The organism is Aquimarina megaterium XH134, assembly GCF_000520975.1.
Classification (GTDB): domain Bacteria; phylum Bacteroidota; class Bacteroidia; order Flavobacteriales; family Flavobacteriaceae; genus Aquimarina; species Aquimarina megaterium.
This window is the reverse complement of record NZ_JACB01000044.1, coordinates 47,183-64,447: the sequence shown is the minus strand read 5'-3', so window position 1 is coordinate 64,447 and position 17,265 is coordinate 47,183. Positions and strand designations below refer to the sequence as shown.

Sequence of the window (17,265 nt, the reverse complement as noted above, 5' to 3'; positions counted from 1 at the left end):
AAATTCTTTCAAGATGAAAAATGTAATAATTACTGTATTGGTTGTACTTTTAGGAGTGACTAATTTTGCGTATGCACAAGAAAAATCAAATGATAATACCGATTTTAGCAAATGGCAAATCAGACTAAGAGGAATCGTTGTATCACCAGATGAAAGTGCTACAATAGATGCTATAGGAGGAGATGTAGATATTTCTACGGCCGTTGTTCCAGAACTGGATATCACATATTTTTTTACCGAAAACTGGTCTGCAGAGCTAATTTTGGCAACTACAAAGCATGATGTAAAAGCTGTGGGCACCGCTGCAGGAAATATAGATCTGGGTGATGTGTGGTTATTGCCTCCTACTTTACTTGGGCAATATCATTTTACTGGTGGTAATTTTGTTCCTTATGTTGGTGCCGGTGTTAATTTAACCCTTTTTTATGGAGTGGACGAAGGACCGGTGGCCGATGATGTAGATTATGATACTGCTGTAGGTTTTGCTTTTCAGGGTGGTTTTGATTTTATGCTTAACGACAAATGGTTTATAAATGTAGATGTCAAAAAAGTATTTTTAAGTACAGATGCTACGGTTAATGCAACGACGGCTTTGGGCGCAACTGTAAGTGCAGATGTAGATATTAATCCATGGATATTTGGAGCCGGAGTAGGTATTAAATTGTAAATAAATACAAGTTAGATACTGTAAAAACCGCTTAACAGATCTGTTAAGCGGTTTTTTGATTGGCTATAATAATACTCAAATAAATTAATTGTTCTTATTTTCCTAACATCAATAGCTCATTACAAACTACCTCTGTGATATATCGTTTTTGACCTTCGTTATCTTCATAGCTTCGAGAGGTAAGTTTACCCTGGATCGCGACTTCTTGTCCTTTGTTTACATATTTATCTACGATATCGGCAATTTTACCCCATGCAATGATATTATGCCACTGGGTATCTGTGATTTTATCTCCTTGTTTGTTATAATAGTGATCATTTGTTGCAATAGAGAATTTAACAAGTTTTTTACCGGATTCCAGATTTACAGTTTCTGGTTCTTGTCCTAAGTTTCCAATCAACTGTACTTTGTTTTTTAGCGTGTTCATAATTTTAATTTTTTCGTGTTAAACAGTTAATACCTATCAAATCAGAGAAGAACTTTTATGGTTTAAGAAAAGCTTACTTCAATTCGACAATGCAAACTTAGAATGGGACCATAACCATATTCGGTTAGGAAGTGTTTATTTTCGTTTGTAATCGTTTGTAGTCGTTTGAAAATGATTAATAGTGCTGATTATCAGGACATATTAGGAATTCGAATAAGTAATGTTTTTTTTGCGAAAAAGTCTATTTTAGTACGATAATATAAGTAGACACTATAGATTCGTTTTATTTAAGTGTTGGAAAGATTAATGAACTCTTGAATTTTAAAATAAAACTTACCATTGATATTAATAGCCCTTCTTAATATTGCGATATTCCAAGGAGTTGTCTTGGGAATAATTATTTTAAAATCTCCTATATTCAAAAGCAAGGCGAATAAATATTTAGCCTATGCCTTTTTTTCAATTTCAATTTCTCTACTAAATTTCGTTCTTGATGATATTGGAGTATATACTAATATTCCGTTGCTAAGCTTTATCGACACCATAGATTCGGGGTTTCTTTTTCCTGTTTTTATTTTTTTATATGTTGCTCATCAAATTGATCGTCCGATTAAAAAATCCAGAAAAATAATATGGTTATTTGTACCCTATTTGTATTCTACAATTTTAGATGTTTTTGAGGATCTTACTATAATTACTGATCTTGATACTTCTTATAATTTCGTTCTACTTTTCCTAAATCTCATACAAATTCTAATAATACTTTTTTTCATACCGGGCATTTTAATCTATGCCTTTGTCCTTATCTGTTATTCGAAGAATACTCAGGAAAGAAGATGGCTTACTCATTTATGGTTGTTAACTGTACTATTATTTGGATCTTGGATTTTGACTATACTTTCTGGTATTTTTTTAGAGTATGATATTACACCTATCATGAAAATTCTTACTGTAGTTGTTGCATTCTTAATACATTGGGTGAGCTATTTTGGTATTTTTAAATTTAGACTAGCAAAAGATCAGGAAGAAATTAGAGCATTAATACACAAACGAAAAAACGATAGTACTGCAGATGTTGTTACCGATGTTAAACTATCTAAAATACATGAGGCAAAAAAAACAGAATCTTTTACTAAAGAACACTCCTATTTCAAAAAGCTAGAAGACCTTTGTACAAATCATCATATTTATAGAGACAGTACATTAGACAGGGATAAAGTTGCAGAAATGCTAGGTATTAGTACTGGCTATGTTTCTCAGCTTGTAAATACAGCTACAGGAGATAATTTTACTACTTATATTAATCACTATCGTGTTGAGGCGGTTAAAGACTTAATTCTCAATTCAGAATTCGATAACTATAGTCTTTTGGCAATAGGACTAGAATGTGGTTTTTCTTCAAAGTCAACTTTTCATAATGCTTTCAAAAAAATAGCAGGCACTACACCAAATGCTTATCGAAAGAAGTATAAATAAGTACGAATTTGTTCAAATTTAAGGTTTCAATACCTTAAATATGCTTAGTACATATACGTTTGCCATCAAAATAAATTAAATACTAAAATGAATTTAAAACAATATCTAATTATTGCAATTAGTCTTTTATGTGTGGCAGCTATAAAAGCTCAGGTTACAGAAAAGTATATGGCAAAAAAACTAGTATTAACTACTTTATTTAGTTTTAAGTAACATGAAAATACATACTATTATTTTTCTACTTGTTGCTACTATGCATCTTCAAGCCCAAAATCAAATCAGTGGTTCTTCTTTTTTAGATAGAACAGAATTTAAAATTGGGTATTATGGAAATATTGCTTGGGATAACGGACTTACTATTGGTACCGAATATGTATGGAAAGAATACATCAATATCAAAGAAAGAAAGAGAGGGCAAAAGATCATTACACACCAATTTTTGTTTAATGGAAATCTTGGTTATTCTACAAATTTCTCAACACAAACAGATAATGGGCTATCTACTTATTATGGCCTTATCTGGCGAAGAACAAATCCCAAAGGCAAACAATATAATGTAGAGTTAAATCCACTTGGGTACTATCGATCATTTTTACCCGAAACGTATGAGGTAAAAGGAGATCGTGTTTCTAAAGTTTCCTTGCCTGGCAGGGGATATTATGCTCCTTCTATTGCTGTTGGGATAGGGAAACTTCGTAAAGGGAAAAAACGTTCGGGTTGGTATTTAAACCTTCAATTAACCCTTAGAACCAATTATAATGCCGGTACATTACCCGTTTTATCATTGCACTACGGTCATCGGTTTAATTTTAAAAGAAAAAGATAATGAAAAAAATAACTCTTAGTAACGTAAAAATAGTAGTGCTAATATTAATCGTTTTAAGCATTTTCTCTTGTTCAAAAGACGATGATAACATTAATGACTTAAAGGAAACCATTTTTGTAAGACATAAAAATGCAGATATGGCTGCGTATATTCATGGCAATGCATCTGAAAAAGTATTTCTAATTATACTACATGGTGGTCCCGGTGGATCCGGATGGCAGTATAGAAAAAACACCATTAAAAGTAAAATTGAAAAAAACAATGCCGTTGTTTATTTTGATCAACGTGGCTCTGGCAACTCGCAGGGGAGTTATTCTGAAGCAGATGTGAGTGTGGATATTATGGCAGAAGATGTGTTGGCTCTTGTAAAGGTGTTAAAAGCTAAATATGGTGATGATTCCCGATTATTTTTAATGGGACATAGCTGGGGAGGCACTTTGGGACCTGCTACCTTATTAAAAAATCAAGAAGATTTTTTAGGATGGATCGATGTAGACGGTGCTCATGATCCTAAAGGATCTTACAACGAATATAAAATAGCTTTAAAGAAGATGGCAGATGAGCAAATTGCTTTAGGAAATAATATTGATTATTGGAAAGCTGTACTTGATCTAGTAAAAAATGTAGGCCCGGATTATAATGAGGATGATTTTTATAAAATGAACAGAGAAGCGTATAGAGCAGAAGAAAAACTTGCTGATGACAAGGTGATTAATAAACCAGTATCTGATGATAATGGTTCACAATATAATTTCTTTACAAATATTTGGAATGCTAACAGAATACAGTCTATTTTGGTTAAAAAAGGGCTTTTTCAGAAGGTGTCATTTACCAATAGATTGCATGAAATTACCATACCATCACTAGTACTTTGGGGTAAATATGACATTGGTGTTCCTACGGTATATGCCCAGGAAGCTTATGACAATTTAGGGTCTAATCAAAAAGAACTCTTCATTTTTGAAAAATCGGCACATAGCCCTATGGATACAGAACCAGGTCTTTTTGCCGAAAAAGTAATTGATTTTATCAATTTGCATAAATAGTGAGATAGCAAGTATATGATCTAGTAGTACAGATCTCAAGGTTAACTCCTAACAATGAAGAATCATCTTTTGTTCTTTCCTTTAACTAGTAGTAGAAATTTTAGAGTACATTTGAGTTAAAACTTTTTATCATTGAAATCATCTCAGGAAAAACAAATGAAAATATCGATAAGAAAAGTAACATTAAGTGAGCTAGAGGCTATATACAAAATCGAAGAAAAAGTGTTTTCCCCGATGAATTATCCTCTATTTGTGATTAGGCAGTATTATGATTTATTTTCAGATTATTTTTTGGTGGCCGAAAATGAAGAAAAAGAAATAGCAGGATATATTCTTGGAGGAATTAATCCTAAAGAGAAAGATGGCTGGATACTAGCTTTGGCAACCGAAAAAAAGTTTAGAAAACAGGGAATAGGCTTAAAATTAATTTCGACTGTTATAAAAAAAATTAATGAGTTGGATATTACCAGTATTCTTTTGACTACCGAACCTAATACTCCTGCAGTTGATTTTTACAAAAAATTAGGCTTTGAAATTATTAAGAATGAATCAAACTATTTTGGAGATCATTCAGGACGAGTCATAATGCAATTGAATCAAAAGTTAGATGTGTAAGGTTTGTAACCGAGCATGTAGTAATGCTTTGTTGTAACTATGGTAGCTATTAGGTTCAGAAATAAATAAAAAACATAGACTAAAAATGAAAACAAAATTAAGTTTAGTCATCTTTTTCTTTTATAGTGTTCTTTGTCTTTCTCAGAACAATGGTACAATAGCAAAAGCATATGTTTCTAGTAGGAATCAAGAAATCCACCCTTCTACTATTGAAAAAATGATGGGAGTTAAAATTTCTGATTATCAAGGAAGCTATAGTTTTGGAGAGTCAGAAGGAGAGTCTGTATTAGGGATACTATATAGTAACGGAAAACTTTTTGCCCGTTCATCATATACTGATTTTAAAAATGATTTGGGATTAAGATATGAAAGAGATCCAATCGAATATTTAAACGGTAAAATAAAAATAGGAAAAACTTTTTTTGAATTATTTCAGTGTGTTGAAACTACATCTTTTACTCTTAATAAAGGAACGAAAGGTTTAGTTTTACACTTTTTTGAGAACGAAGACGGTAAAAAATATCATTATATGCAGTTTAGTCCTGATTACCCAGAATCAATTAAGTTAAAAGGAAAATATCCCGAAGCTAGTTTTGTGAAATTGTCCATTGAAGACCTAAACTCTTATTCAAAAAATGATTTAAAAATTATACGAAATGAAATTTTTGCCAGAAAAGGCTATATTTTTAGAGAAGGAGGAGAAATGGAAAAATATTTCTCGCAGCAGATTTGGTATAAGAGATTAAAAAATAGAACAAATAACATTAAGCTAAGCGATATAGAAAAACACAATGTAGATTTAATCTTAAAATTAGAAAAAAAGTGAAATCTATAACAAATTATTAAAAACTTTTTAAAGATATAATTGATCATTAGAAAAGTATATTAACTTTATACAACAATATAATCATAAGATAAGACGAAGTAGGAATTAAACAATAACATAAAACTATAAAAATGGAATCACCAAGTAGCATTACCATCAATGGATATAATCATGTTTCTTACCATTCTGATGTTTTCCCTGAAGAAGAACTAGTTTTAAAAAGTAAATCATTTTACGAGTGGTTAGATAAAAGGAGATCGGTAAGAGATTTCTCTGATAAACATGTTCCCAAAGAGGTTATTGAAAATCTTATCAAAAGTGCTTCTACGGCTCCATCTGGAGCTCATAAACAACCCTGGACATTTTGCGCTATTTCTAATCCGGCCTTAAAAACCCAAATTCGTAAAGAAGCAGAAATCGAAGAAAAAATAAACTATGGGAACAGGATGAGTGAACGCTGGAAAAAGGACCTAGAACCACTAGCTACCGATATGAATAAACCTTTTTTAGAAGTTGCTCCCTGGTTGATTATTGCATTCAAAAAAGCTTATGAATTCGAAGAAAATGGTGATAAACATAATAATTATTATGTGAATGAATCTATAGGAATTGCGTGTGGAATGTTAATCTCTGCAATTCATAATGCTGGGTTGGTGACATTAACTCATACACCTAGTCCCATGAACTTTTTGACAAATATCCTTAAGAGACCGGCCAACGAAAGAGCCTTTTTGTTACTTCCGGTTGGCTATCCTAAATTCCCTACCTATGTACCAGATTTAAAAAGAAAAGGGTTGGATGAAATGACCGTTTTTTATGAATAAAATTGAAAAAATCTAAAGTAGAAATACTCTTTATTGAGCAAAAAAACCAGATCATTTCGTAATCTGTATTGTGAGTCTATGCACTGGTTTTTTCGAAAACACAATAATTTCTGGATTGATCTTTACAATAATATCCTGCATTATTCTTTTTTTTAATTTTTTCGCCTACAGGAGGAAACCCTAAAAAAGTTAACATATTTTCAATATTCGATAAATCATTGACCGAAGTATGATTAAAAGAAATATGAGAGTAATCACTGTGGATATACACATCCGAAATGTTTTGAATCTGCAATATTTTCTTTTTTAGAGCTGCAGCACAATTATTACACTTTAGATTTTGAATAGGAATTGTATTTCTAAACACCATAACCGTTATATTAAAAGACTCGTGATAAATTAAATCCAAAGAAAAAGTCTCCGTCACTCCAATCACCAGATCCCTGGCTCAAGAATCCACTTGCATTCATAGGTTGGGCGTTGGTAAAGTGTAACTGAAATACATGTCCGCCAGTTTCTAAATCAAACCCTATAGAAAGCGGATTTTTAAATGGAGAATTGCTAGCCCTGTTAAGATGAAGTCCATAATCAATATTAACAGACCACCTTTTGGTAAGTTTATGTCGCCCCCCAATTCCTATAACATATTGCGTATTATCTTGATCACTAATTTTTACCAGATTCTCATGTAAAAGTGTTGGCATTAGCTGTAGTGAGAGGTTTTTGTTAAATTTTCTGGCGATTAATAACTGTGATACATAAGCTAACCGATGCCTAAACTCGAGGCCGGGTAAATCTTCTTTGTCCAGATCGGTATTTGCAGTTATACTATGATAACCTACTACTGTAAAAGGGAAGCTGCTCTTTTTTTGCCTTAATAACCGGTATTTCAGAGAAACTTCATATGTTTTCTGAAATGAACTACGGGATATACCAATTTGTATTTTATTACTGATACCATACATAAAATTTAACCTGGTAACGGCCTGGTCTAATCCAAAAAAATCTTCAATTCCCGATTTAACAGAACCGAATCTATGAGAAACGACTAAATAAAATAATCCTTTGTCGGCTAGTTTGGTAGATTCGAAATTCACAATTTTTAATCCTTTAAAAACAGCACTCGCATATTGATTGTCATCTTTTTCAGTAGTAATTTCCTGAAGTAAATCATCTTGCGAGAATGACAATAGAGGAATTAAAAACAATAGAAATATTTTTTTCATAATAATACATTTATTGGGTACTTGTAACTGTAGCCTGATCTATTTTTAGGTGTTCTAAGAGGTCATCAAATCCTACATACCTTCCTTTGATCGTTATTTTTTTGTTGATTTTTAACGCTGTTAGATCACTTTCTAAAGTCACTGCTATTTTTTGATCCAAAACAATACGATTAGACTCTATTGCAGTAATCAGACCTTTTAATTCTACTGCATTGTCAAGATGAATGGCATTAAAAACTGCTTTGTCTTTAATAAATGCCGAATAGAATGCAATAGCCGTAGTGTTGGTATCAACTTTTTCGGTATGTATGGTTCTATGCTCTTTATGTATATAGCTTAACAAAACAATACCTGTAGCTGCTATAAACGCCAGAGAGAGAAAGATAAAGTTCTTGGTTTTCATTGTTGTTGTAATTTAAAATCAACGAACACCTTTACTTGTTTGGCTATTTTATTCCTTACGATTTTTGGAATAGAGATATCAAAATCCTGTGGAGCAACCACAAAGTCCCCACGTATAGAGATGCATTTATCTTTTTTTGATATGTATAGTATCGATTCGATACTTTTTTCTTTGCCATGTAGTTTAAGCCGTCCGTCGATTTTAAACTCTTTTTCTTGTTCGGATAATTCAAAAAAATTAAAAGCTATAATTTTTCCTCTAAAAATAGCTTTAGAGTAGGTGTCTGATTCGATATAATTTTCATTAAAATGCTCTTCCATTAATGCATTTCTAAACCTAAATTCTTTCATCAAAGCCAATGAGGCTATTTCGCCAGTGTTTATATTTAGAATTGCAGTAACAGATGTATTTTTTGCTTTAACAGGTTCAAATGTTTTTTCAGAAGCTTCAAAAGCAATAGTTCCCTTTTTTTCTATATATTTTTCTTGAGAACGAGAAATACCAGAGATCAAAAAGCAAAATATGATTATGAATATTTTCATGTGTTTATATTATTGTTTTAGAGGTCACATGGAACTCGCCAAATAATCACTTTTGGTGTGTGTCAAAAATTTTGTCATGACTTGTTTCATCATTCTAATAATCCATCTTCAATCCATTTACCAATATTATCTATTGTTCCCTGTGGTAATCTTCCCGAGGGCGGCATGGCTGCTGATTCTCCTGTTTGTTTTGAAACAGCATTAAGTATAGCAGAGGCTTGGCTACTAACATTTTGAAAAGTGATTAAAGGAAAAGGAGCTCCATTTACAGGAGGGTTTGCATGACACCCTATACAATTAGAATCAATTATACTTTTGATATTTGCGGTATACGTAAGTTTTTCACCCATAGGAGGCGGCGGAGGTGGAGCAATATCGTCTTCGTTGTCACTAGAACAACTATATCCGATTATGACTATAACTACAACCAGAACCTTGTTGATGTTTGATATTGATTTCATAACTTGTGTGTTTGGTTTATATTTATTTTAAATTTTGTTTTATGCTTTTGCCTTTTGATAATTTTTTTAGAAAAAGGTTACAAAATCTGGTAACTTTTTTATGAGTAGCATCTCTATAAAGGGAAAAGTGGTTTGTGATAGTGATAAAAAGGAGTATTCTTATATGTTAATGTATAATTTGTAGTGCAAAATGATATTGTTTGAGACAAAGAGACTATTTGTGAGACGCTTAGAGGATAGCGATTTAGAATCTTTTTATGATATGCAGGGTAATCCCAATGTAATGAGATATATCAAAAAAACGATGAATTTTGAAGAGAGTAAACAAGAATTAAATCGTTTTATTAAGTATTATAAAGATGTTGATGTTTTTTTTAAAATTTGGGCAGTAATAGAACGCAATAACAATCAATTTGTAGGTATATGTGGAGTATATGAGAATGATAAATCAGAATTTGAAATAGCCTATCGATTAAGAGAATGTTTCTGGGGTAATGGATTTGGAAGAGAAATAGCAAAAGGATTGTTTAGATACTGTTTTGACCAAATTAAATTAAATGAGTTAACCGCATATGCAAGCACAGATAATGTTGGTTCTATACGTATTCTTGAAAAAGAAATGAATTATGTTGAAGAATTTTATGCTGAAAAAGAAAATACTATAGAACGAAAGTACATGCTAAAAAAATGAAACACCTAATGATTCATTTTATAAACTAAGAATGAAATGAGAAAAATCAAGATGTATATTGCCATGAGTCTTAATGGGAAAATAGCAAAATCAGACGGAAGTGTGCATTGGCTAGAATCTATACCGAACCCTGATAACACAGATCATGGTTACTACGAGTTTTACAAAACAATTGATACTACAATCCAAGGGAACAATACATATGAACAGGTGATGAGTTGGGATATTGATTTTCCGTATTCAGATAAAAAAAACTTTGTGTTAACCAGAAATAGGAAAGTAAAGGATACTAAGCATGTTCAGTTTATATCTGAAAATCATATCGATTTTATTAAAAAATTAAAACAACAGAAAGGGGGTGATATTTGGTTAATCGGTGGTGGGCAGGTAAATACAATGTTGTTTAATGAAAATCTTATAGATGAAATTCTGATTTTTGTAATGCCGATAGTCATTTCTGAAGGGGTTGAACTTTTTGAAGGAATCCCGAATGAAACCCGACTGAAGCTTATTGAAACAAAAGAATACACTACAGGAGCGGTTGAATTAAGGTATCAGATAGATGAAATTGCATAACTTTTTACGAGTAGGGAAATTTTTATTTTTTTATTTTTTGAATAAAGGGGTAGGGTATATAGAAAGTAAAGCGTTATAAAGAAGTAACAAATTTGTAAATCTGTAATAACACTAGAGTTTAAGGGACAAAATGAATTCTGTAATTCAGATTTTTTTAAATTTAAAGATGGGAAGAATTCGTTCTTCCCATTTTTTGATTATAGTTAAGGGTTTTAAAATATAGATTCTTTAATACCTATTTGACTGTCTATCGTGGTATCCTTATATTTTAATGTCCAACCCAGAGAATTAGTAAGAATATATAGTTTCTGCAATTCACTAATGAGTCGATTTTGCGAATTGGTAACGAGTGCAGATTTTTGTACTTTTTTATTTAACCCTTCCATTACTATTTTGCGTATAGCATTATGATCTTCTGGATTAAATTTATTGATGATCCCTTCTTCGATATCATGATATTTTATTTCGGGATTAATATTAACCTCTGCAGCAGGGATTTTTGTTATGGTTAGTGTTTTTGTTTCTTGATCAATAATATGCTCAATCTTTCTTAAGTCATAAGAGACTTGCACATTGGCATTAACCATTACAATTATTTTTTTCTTTGATGAGATTACATTAAAATAAGTCTTATCATTTTTATAGGTAATGATATCAGAAAAGTGCCCTTCTGTAACTACCAGTTTACCTACGTTTTTGATTTGATCCAGAATAAGACCAGAAGATGCTACTTCTGTTTTTTGGGTATTAGATTGATCAATAACATATTTGATTCCAAACACCAGGAGTGCTGTTAAAAGTGCACCGAGTAGAAAATTACGCATACATCTATAGTATCAAGTTGAGTATAAATGTACACAAAAAAATAGCCTTCTTATAAAGAAAGGCTATTTGTAATATAAATAAAAGAGTATTTTTTTAATGTTCCTGTGGTGGATATTTTTCTAAGATTGCCGTAACAATCTCATTCATTTTTTCTTGCTTTTTGTTTACATTCTTAGTTAATGCTGCAGAACCCATTCCTTGCCAGACCAATTCCTTTTTAGAAGCATCTATAAGATCTATATAGAGAGTGCCTTCTGTAGTCGTAGAAACAGTATTGTATCCAGTTCCCCAGAACCATGGATTCCATCCCCATCCATAACCCCATCCGAAGTTATTTTGATAGATGTTTACATTTTCCTTAGTTTTTGTAAAAATACTTACGAGTACATCTGGATTTGCTGATTTTGCAAAACCTTTTGAGGTCATATCTGCTTCGATAGCACGCAGGATACGTTTTTTGTCGAGATCGCTAATTTCTGCTTTGTCGATTCCAGGCTTGTAAAATGCAAAGCTTTTATAGGTGTTAAAATCAGCCTGCTTATCATAATCCGAAGCAACACGAACTGTGGAGCAAGAACTAAGAGTTATGATAAGGATTAATGATAAAAGTGAAAAAAGTTTCATAATCCTAGTTTTTTATAATATCAAATATGTCATGATGATCAGAAAATAAAAATACGTTTTTATCAATCATTTTATAAGCATTTGATATTGGTTTAACAATAGCTATTATATACAAATTTAACCACAATAATCATACCATGAGATAGATAGTGAATCTATTTTTTAGAATAACTATTTGTTTTTTTATCATAACCATACGGGCAATGTCTGCAACCACTTTCACAACAATAGCCTCTTCTTAAGTGATATTGTTCTGTAAAACAACGATACCCTTCTGGAGTAATATAATAATCCCCTTCTTTTGGAGTTAATACTTTTTTAGGATTGTCCATAGTTACAAAAATAGTATCTTGCAGTAATATGCCCATTGTTGTTAACAAATATTTGATAGGCCGTCGTTTTGTAGGCATCGCCCTTTGGCCTTTTATTGTGGTTAATAATTCTTTCCTTAAAGAGGATGAAGTCTTTATTAATCACGAAAAAATCCACTTGAGACAGCAGGCAGAACTGTTGGTTATACCTTTTTATGTTTTTTACTTCACAGAATATTTGTTTAGAGTTATCCAATATCGAAATTTACAGCAAGCCTATCGCAATATCTCTTTTGAAAGAGAAGCATATCTTAATGAAGAAGACCTCGATTATCTCAAAACAAGAAAACTCTGGAGTTTTTTTAAATATCGATAAATGCATATCTTTTTTTCGGAAACACAACCTTCAAAAAACCAATCGATTACTCATTCTATTTTGGATAATGCTGGAGTTGTTCTTGATATCAAACGAGAAGACCAGATTCATAGAGACGTTTCGGGTAATAAATTCAGGAAATTAAAATATAACCTTATTGAAGCTAAAAAATCTGGTTATGCTACTATACTAACTTTTGGAGGAGCGTATAGTAACCATATTGCTGCAACAGCAGCAGCGGGAGAAATTATGGGGTTGCAAACCATAGGAATAATTAGAGGAGACGAATTGGCTAAAGACCTTGAGAAGACACTATCAGAAAATGATACTTTACGTTTTGCTCATGCTTCAGGAATGCATTTTAAATTTATTAGTAGAGAGCAATATAGAGAAAAAACATCCTCAGCTTTTTTAGAACAGTTAAAAGATGAGTTTGGTTCGTGCTACATTATTCCCGAAGGAGGGACTAATGATTTGGCTGTTAAAGGTTGCGAAGAAATATTAACTGCACAGGATAATGTCTATGATATTATTTGTTGTGCTGTAGGAACAGGAGGTACAATTTCAGGAATTATTAATAGTGCTAAAGCTCATCAGACGGTTATGGGATTTCCTGCTTTAAAAGGGGATTTTCTTGACAAAGAGATTAAAAAACATACATCAAAAACCAATTGGAAGCTCATTTCTGAATATCATTTTGGGGGATATGGTAAAATAAATCAAGAAGGAGTAGAGTTTATGAATATGTTTAACAATCAGCAACATATTGCGTTAGATCCAGTCTATACAGTTAAGATGGTTTTTGGTATTTTTGACCTGGTGCAAAAAGGTGTTTTTAAGAAAAATACTCGTATTTTAGCCATTCATACTGGTGGTTTGCAAGGGATAGCCGGAATGAACAAAAAATTAAAGAAAAAGAAACTACCCCTTATTACAATTGAATATTAAAATGAGGAAATTTATAGTATTGTTATGTGTTACTATGGTTATGATTTCTTGTGGAGGAAGCAAAAAAGTAACATCTTCAAGACCATCTAAACCAAAGCCAAAACCGACGGTTATAACCAAGGTTGAACGAAGTCCTGAAAAAATAACAGTTGAAGAGCATACTACCAAAAAACCACTTCCTGTATTGTCATACAAGGATAAAGTACAACGTTATATCGATGAGTTCTCGGGTATTGCCAAAAGTGAAATGAAAACATATGGGATTCCGGCAAGTATAACATTAGCACAAGGAATATTAGAATCGGGAGCGGGATATGGAGACCTTACCCAAAGAGCAAAAAATCATTTTGGGATTAAGTGTCATGATTGGGAAGGAGATCGGGTATATCATGATGATGATCGTTCTCAGGAATGTTTTAGAAAATATAATCGGGCAAGCGAATCATTTAGAGATCATTCTTTATTCTTAAAAGATAGAAAACGGTATTCCAGACTATTTACATTTAGCCAAAAAGATTATAAATCTTGGGCACGTGGATTACGTGAAGCAGGTTATGCTACCGATAAGAAATATCCTCAAAAACTTATTGCTATTATTGAGCGTTATGATTTGGATAAATTTGATGATGAGGTACTTGGTAAAAAACCGCGAAGAAAAAACGAAAAAAATAAAGCTGTTGCAGTTATAACTTCCATTTCTAATAAGGATGGCTATACAGTAAAAAAAGGAGACACTCTATATTCGATTTCTAAAAGGTATAAAATTTCTGTAGAGGAACTCAAAGCATTTAATAATCTGGTCAATAATAATATCAAGGTCGGGCAAGTTCTTAAAGTAGCAGCTGCCGACGAAGAGGAAGAAGATTTTAATTAAACATGATCTATAAAAGAAGTAGCGCATTATTTACAGCAGCGCAAAAAGTAATCCCAGGAGGGGTTAATTCACCAGTACGAGCCTTCAAAGCTGTAGGAGGAGATCCCATATTTGTTACAGAGGCCAAAGGAGCATATTTGTACGACGAAGATGGTAACCGATTGATAGATTATATCAACTCATGGGGACCGATGATTTTGGGACACGCACATCCACCAGTGGTAAATGCGGTTATCGATAAAGCTAAAAAGGGAACCAGTTTTGGAATGCCAACAGAAATTGAAACTCAAATTGCAGAACTTGCAGTTTCTATGGTACCTAATATCGATAAAATTCGATTTGTGAATTCTGGTACCGAAGCCTGTATGAGTGCTGTACGATTGGCGCGTGGATATACAAACAAAGATAAGATTATCAAATTTGCAGGATGTTATCATGGGCATAGTGATTCTTTTCTGATTCAGGCAGGGAGTGGTGCAGTTACTTTTGGAAGTCCCAATAGTCCAGGAGTAACCAAAGGAACAGCACAAGATACCTTATTAGCCAGATACAATGATTTGGATCATGTAGAGCGTATTATCATGTCTAATCAAGGAGAGATTGCTTGTATTATTATAGAACCAATTGCCGGAAACATGGGGTGTATCCCACCAGTAAAAGGATTTTTAGAAGGACTTAGATCTCTATGTGATACCCATGGTATACTATTGATTTTTGATGAGGTAATGACTGGTTTTAGACTAGCAAAAGGAGGGGCGCAAGAGCTTACAGGTGTAAATGCCGATATCGTTACTTTTGGTAAAGTAATTGGAGGAGGATTACCTGTTGGTGCTTTTGCAGCACGTGCCGAAATTATGAATCATTTAGCACCGCTTGGACCCGTATACCAAGCAGGAACCTTAAGCGGTAATCCACTAGCGATGGCTGCAGGATTGGCAATGCTAAACGAATTAAATAACAATCCTGAGATATTTAAAAACCTTGCCAGTAAGACTGAATACTTGCATCATGGAATTGCTAATGCTCTGGATGAGCATAATATTACTTATACGATTAATAGAATTGGTTCTATGATTTCGGTTCATTTTGCTGAAGATACTGTAGTAGATTTTGATACTGCCGCAAAGGGTAATAACGATACTTTTAAAAAGTTTTTTCATGGAATGCTAGACAACGGTGTTTATATTGCGCCAAGTGCTTTTGAAACCTGGTTTATAACCGAGGCACTTACCTATGAAGACCTGGATGAAACTATTGCTACAGTACAAAAAGTCGCTAAAACACTTTAGAGGATAAACACGATTTTATTGACTGGGATGAGAAATTCGTGGAGTTGTGATTTTTTCAAATTGAATTCCTCCGGTTCCTTGTATCTGAATATTTTTAGAAGTTAATTCCCCTTGATGTGTACGTAATTTAACGGTCAAGTTATTTTCCCCTTTCTTTAAAGGGATTCGAGTATAAAATATCTTGTTAGGTAAACTTTGCCAATTACGGGTGTCGGCACCTTCTGTTAATGCATTAAATATCCCTAATAAAGCTCCTAAATCGTTATTTTGATTTTTTACTATGCATTCTGAAACTTTCTTTGTTCCTAGTCGCAAAGCAATTTTTCCGATCTCTCTAAACGTTCTGTCTTTTAAAGTTTTAAAAGCAATTTCTTCATAATCTTGTGTTAGTTGAAACGGATATGATAGACTGTCCACTTGTATCTCTGCATTATTGTATAGAGATTGCTGACTCACATATTTAGGGAATGCAACGTTAAAAATATCCAGATCAGAAAAATCAGAATTATTATCCCCTCCGGTTGGTATCGGTAATGGTAAATTTAAAGAGAGATCTTCATTGATGATGGTTAGAAAACCGATTTCGTTACCTGGTAAGATGGTAAACGTATAAAAGGTTTGATCTTTATAAGGAGCCAGTCCGTTTTCCCAAAAAATAATTGCTTCTCCGCCTTCATTAGTTTTTTTAGGAATATAGGTAGTGTTTAATAGGTTTTCATAACGTTCTATTTCATCGGTAAATCCCATAACACTTGCTGTATGAAACATATCCTGGCATAGTTGTTCAGGAATATTAACTCCAATATAAGTACCTTGATTTTCTAGATATAAATCTACAGCATTGCGATATGCAATAAATGCATTGTTTATATCTCCCGAGGCTTCGTATAATAGACCTTGCAATATATGAGCAAATGCATCATCATTATATCTATTCTTTTTCTCGGGAGGATAATTTTCATTTATTCTTTGTAGTTGTAATGAAATGCGTTTTGCTTCAACAATAGCTTCATCATATTGGTTTAAAAATATATAATTAAGCGCTTTGTAATAGTGTATTGCAACTTTTTCAAAATCTTCTCCTTTATATGTTTCTTTTTCGGGATTTAAAAGAATACCCAGAACTTGATTTCCTATAGCTCTTTTATTAGATTCGATAAACAGATCTGCTTCGTTTAAAAGCTCATTACTTAAGGTATAATTGCCCGCCAGGTATGCCAATTTCCCTTTTTCTAATAAATATAGAAGATGATTTCTGGGTTTTCCTAAAAACTTATTTTCTTCGATCACCTCCATGGCACCTTCCATATCCCCCTGTTGTATCTTGGATTGAAAAAGTGTGCTCTTGGTATGATAACTGCCACAGTTACTAAGTAATATTGAAAAACAACACAATAGTACAATGCGAAAGA

Annotated in this window: 24 protein-coding genes; 14 read left to right on the top strand and 10 right to left on the bottom strand. The window is 32.6% G+C overall.

Annotated elements, in window-relative coordinates:
- The first annotated feature begins 13 nt into the window (after positions 1-13).
- The gene (locus tag Z053_RS0122125) at positions 14-667 is read left to right on the top strand and encodes an OmpW/AlkL family protein (RefSeq protein WP_025667149.1); all 654 of its coding nucleotides are present in this window, start codon (positions 14-16) and stop codon (positions 665-667) included.
- 94 nt (positions 668-761) lie between these two features.
- Here Z053_RS0122125 and Z053_RS0122120 read toward each other — a convergent pair whose 3' ends face one another.
- The gene (locus Z053_RS0122120; RefSeq protein WP_025667148.1) at positions 762-1,094 is read right to left on the bottom strand and encodes a single-stranded DNA-binding protein; all 333 of its coding nucleotides are present in this window, start codon (positions 1,092-1,094) and stop codon (positions 762-764) included.
- Between the two features lie 339 nt (positions 1,095-1,433).
- Here Z053_RS0122120 and Z053_RS0122115 point away from each other — a divergent pair, with 339 nt between their 5' ends.
- The 7 genes from Z053_RS0122115 to Z053_RS0122085 all read left to right on the top strand — a co-directional run bounded on the left by Z053_RS0122115 (position 1,434) and on the right by Z053_RS0122085 (position 6,707).
- Positions 1,434-2,570, top strand: a complete 1,137-nt coding sequence (locus Z053_RS0122115) for a helix-turn-helix domain-containing protein (RefSeq protein ID WP_025667147.1) — start codon at positions 1,434-1,436, stop codon at positions 2,568-2,570.
- An 87-nt stretch (positions 2,571-2,657) separates the two neighbouring features.
- On the top strand, positions 2,658-2,783 hold the full coding sequence (locus tag Z053_RS32090; RefSeq protein WP_262482504.1) for a hypothetical protein: 126 nt from the start codon (positions 2,658-2,660) through the stop codon (positions 2,781-2,783).
- A gap of 1 nt (position 2,784) precedes the next feature.
- Positions 2,785-3,396: a hypothetical protein gene (locus Z053_RS0122105; protein ID WP_025667146.1), complete on the top strand. Its 612-nt coding sequence runs from the start codon at positions 2,785-2,787 to the stop codon at positions 3,394-3,396.
- Positions 3,396-4,442 carry an alpha/beta fold hydrolase gene (locus Z053_RS0122100; RefSeq protein WP_025667145.1) on the top strand — a complete coding sequence of 349 codons (1,047 nt, stop codon included), beginning with the start codon at positions 3,396-3,398 and terminating at the stop codon, positions 4,440-4,442. The genes Z053_RS0122105 and Z053_RS0122100 overlap by 1 nt, the downstream gene beginning before the upstream one ends.
- A gap of 132 nt (positions 4,443-4,574) precedes the next feature.
- Positions 4,575-5,057: a GNAT family N-acetyltransferase gene (locus Z053_RS0122095; RefSeq protein WP_152538373.1), complete on the top strand. Its 483-nt coding sequence runs from the start codon at positions 4,575-4,577 to the stop codon at positions 5,055-5,057.
- Positions 5,058-5,142: 85 nt separating this feature from the next.
- Positions 5,143-5,883, top strand: coding sequence for a YARHG domain-containing protein (locus Z053_RS0122090; protein ID WP_025667143.1), 741 nt, complete (start codon positions 5,143-5,145; stop codon positions 5,881-5,883).
- 131 nt (positions 5,884-6,014) lie between these two features.
- Positions 6,015-6,707 (top strand): nitroreductase family protein, encoded by a 693-nt coding sequence (locus Z053_RS0122085; protein WP_025667142.1) that lies wholly within the window; start codon positions 6,015-6,017, stop codon positions 6,705-6,707.
- Between the two features lie 76 nt (positions 6,708-6,783).
- Here Z053_RS0122085 and Z053_RS0122080 read toward each other — a convergent pair whose 3' ends face one another.
- From Z053_RS0122080 to Z053_RS0122060, 5 genes are all read right to left on the bottom strand, one after another.
- A complete protein-coding gene (locus Z053_RS0122080) occupies positions 6,784-7,077 on the bottom strand; it encodes a hypothetical protein (protein ID WP_025667141.1) in 294 nt (97 codons plus the stop codon).
- A 10-nt stretch (positions 7,078-7,087) separates the two neighbouring features.
- Positions 7,088-7,933 carry a DUF5777 family beta-barrel protein gene (locus tag Z053_RS0122075; RefSeq protein WP_025667140.1) on the bottom strand — a complete coding sequence of 282 codons (846 nt, stop codon included), beginning with the start codon at positions 7,931-7,933 and terminating at the stop codon, positions 7,088-7,090.
- Positions 7,934-7,943: 10 nt separating this feature from the next.
- A complete protein-coding gene (locus Z053_RS0122070) occupies positions 7,944-8,336 on the bottom strand; it encodes a hypothetical protein (RefSeq protein WP_025667139.1) in 393 nt (130 codons plus the stop codon).
- A complete protein-coding gene (locus Z053_RS0122065) occupies positions 8,333-8,878 on the bottom strand; it encodes a YceI family protein (RefSeq protein WP_025667138.1) in 546 nt (181 codons plus the stop codon). The genes Z053_RS0122070 and Z053_RS0122065 overlap by 4 nt, the downstream gene beginning before the upstream one ends.
- 89 nt (positions 8,879-8,967) lie before the next feature.
- The gene (locus Z053_RS0122060; protein ID WP_025667137.1) at positions 8,968-9,339 is read right to left on the bottom strand and encodes a hypothetical protein; all 372 of its coding nucleotides are present in this window, start codon (positions 9,337-9,339) and stop codon (positions 8,968-8,970) included.
- A gap of 220 nt (positions 9,340-9,559) precedes the next feature.
- Here Z053_RS0122060 and Z053_RS0122055 point away from each other — a divergent pair, with 220 nt between their 5' ends.
- A complete protein-coding gene (locus Z053_RS0122055; RefSeq protein ID WP_035096566.1) occupies positions 9,560-10,030 on the top strand; it encodes a GNAT family N-acetyltransferase in 471 nt (156 codons plus the stop codon).
- 36 nt (positions 10,031-10,066) lie between these two features.
- Positions 10,067-10,606: a dihydrofolate reductase family protein gene (locus Z053_RS0122050; RefSeq protein ID WP_025667135.1), complete on the top strand. Its 540-nt coding sequence runs from the start codon at positions 10,067-10,069 to the stop codon at positions 10,604-10,606.
- Between the two features lie 212 nt (positions 10,607-10,818).
- Here Z053_RS0122050 and Z053_RS0122045 read toward each other — a convergent pair whose 3' ends face one another.
- From Z053_RS0122045 to Z053_RS31165, 3 genes are all read right to left on the bottom strand, one after another.
- The gene (locus Z053_RS0122045) at positions 10,819-11,430 is read right to left on the bottom strand and encodes a DUF4230 domain-containing protein (RefSeq protein WP_025667134.1); all 612 of its coding nucleotides are present in this window, start codon (positions 11,428-11,430) and stop codon (positions 10,819-10,821) included.
- A gap of 94 nt (positions 11,431-11,524) precedes the next feature.
- The gene (locus tag Z053_RS0122040) at positions 11,525-12,055 is read right to left on the bottom strand and encodes a DUF4136 domain-containing protein (protein WP_025667133.1); all 531 of its coding nucleotides are present in this window, start codon (positions 12,053-12,055) and stop codon (positions 11,525-11,527) included.
- Positions 12,056-12,210: 155 nt separating this feature from the next.
- Positions 12,211-12,387 (bottom strand): DUF5522 domain-containing protein, encoded by a 177-nt coding sequence (locus Z053_RS31165; RefSeq protein ID WP_159025630.1) that lies wholly within the window; start codon positions 12,385-12,387, stop codon positions 12,211-12,213.
- 28 nt (positions 12,388-12,415) lie between these two features.
- On the opposite strand from Z053_RS31165, the gene Z053_RS0122030 reads away from it, so the two are divergent.
- From Z053_RS0122030 to hemL, 4 genes are read left to right on the top strand one after another with little or no spacing between them, the layout of a single operon-like run.
- Complete coding sequence (locus Z053_RS0122030; RefSeq protein WP_025667132.1) at positions 12,416-12,742, top strand: hypothetical protein; 327 nt, start codon at positions 12,416-12,418, stop codon at positions 12,740-12,742.
- Positions 12,743-13,690 carry a 1-aminocyclopropane-1-carboxylate deaminase/D-cysteine desulfhydrase gene (locus Z053_RS0122025; RefSeq protein ID WP_025667131.1) on the top strand — a complete coding sequence of 316 codons (948 nt, stop codon included), beginning with the start codon at positions 12,743-12,745 and terminating at the stop codon, positions 13,688-13,690.
- 1 nt (position 13,691) lies between these two features.
- Complete coding sequence (locus tag Z053_RS0122020; RefSeq protein ID WP_035096565.1) at positions 13,692-14,564, top strand: glucosaminidase domain-containing protein; 873 nt, start codon at positions 13,692-13,694, stop codon at positions 14,562-14,564.
- A 2-nt stretch (positions 14,565-14,566) separates the two neighbouring features.
- Positions 14,567-15,853 carry a glutamate-1-semialdehyde 2,1-aminomutase gene (gene hemL, locus Z053_RS0122015; protein ID WP_025667129.1) on the top strand — a complete coding sequence of 429 codons (1,287 nt, stop codon included), beginning with the start codon at positions 14,567-14,569 and terminating at the stop codon, positions 15,851-15,853.
- Positions 15,854-15,868: 15 nt separating this feature from the next.
- Here the strand turns inward: hemL and Z053_RS0122010 are convergent, their stop codons facing one another.
- Positions 15,869-17,161 (bottom strand): COG3014 family protein, encoded by a 1,293-nt coding sequence (locus Z053_RS0122010; protein WP_241459852.1) that lies wholly within the window; start codon positions 17,159-17,161, stop codon positions 15,869-15,871.
- Between the last annotated feature and the right edge of the window lie 104 nt (positions 17,162-17,265).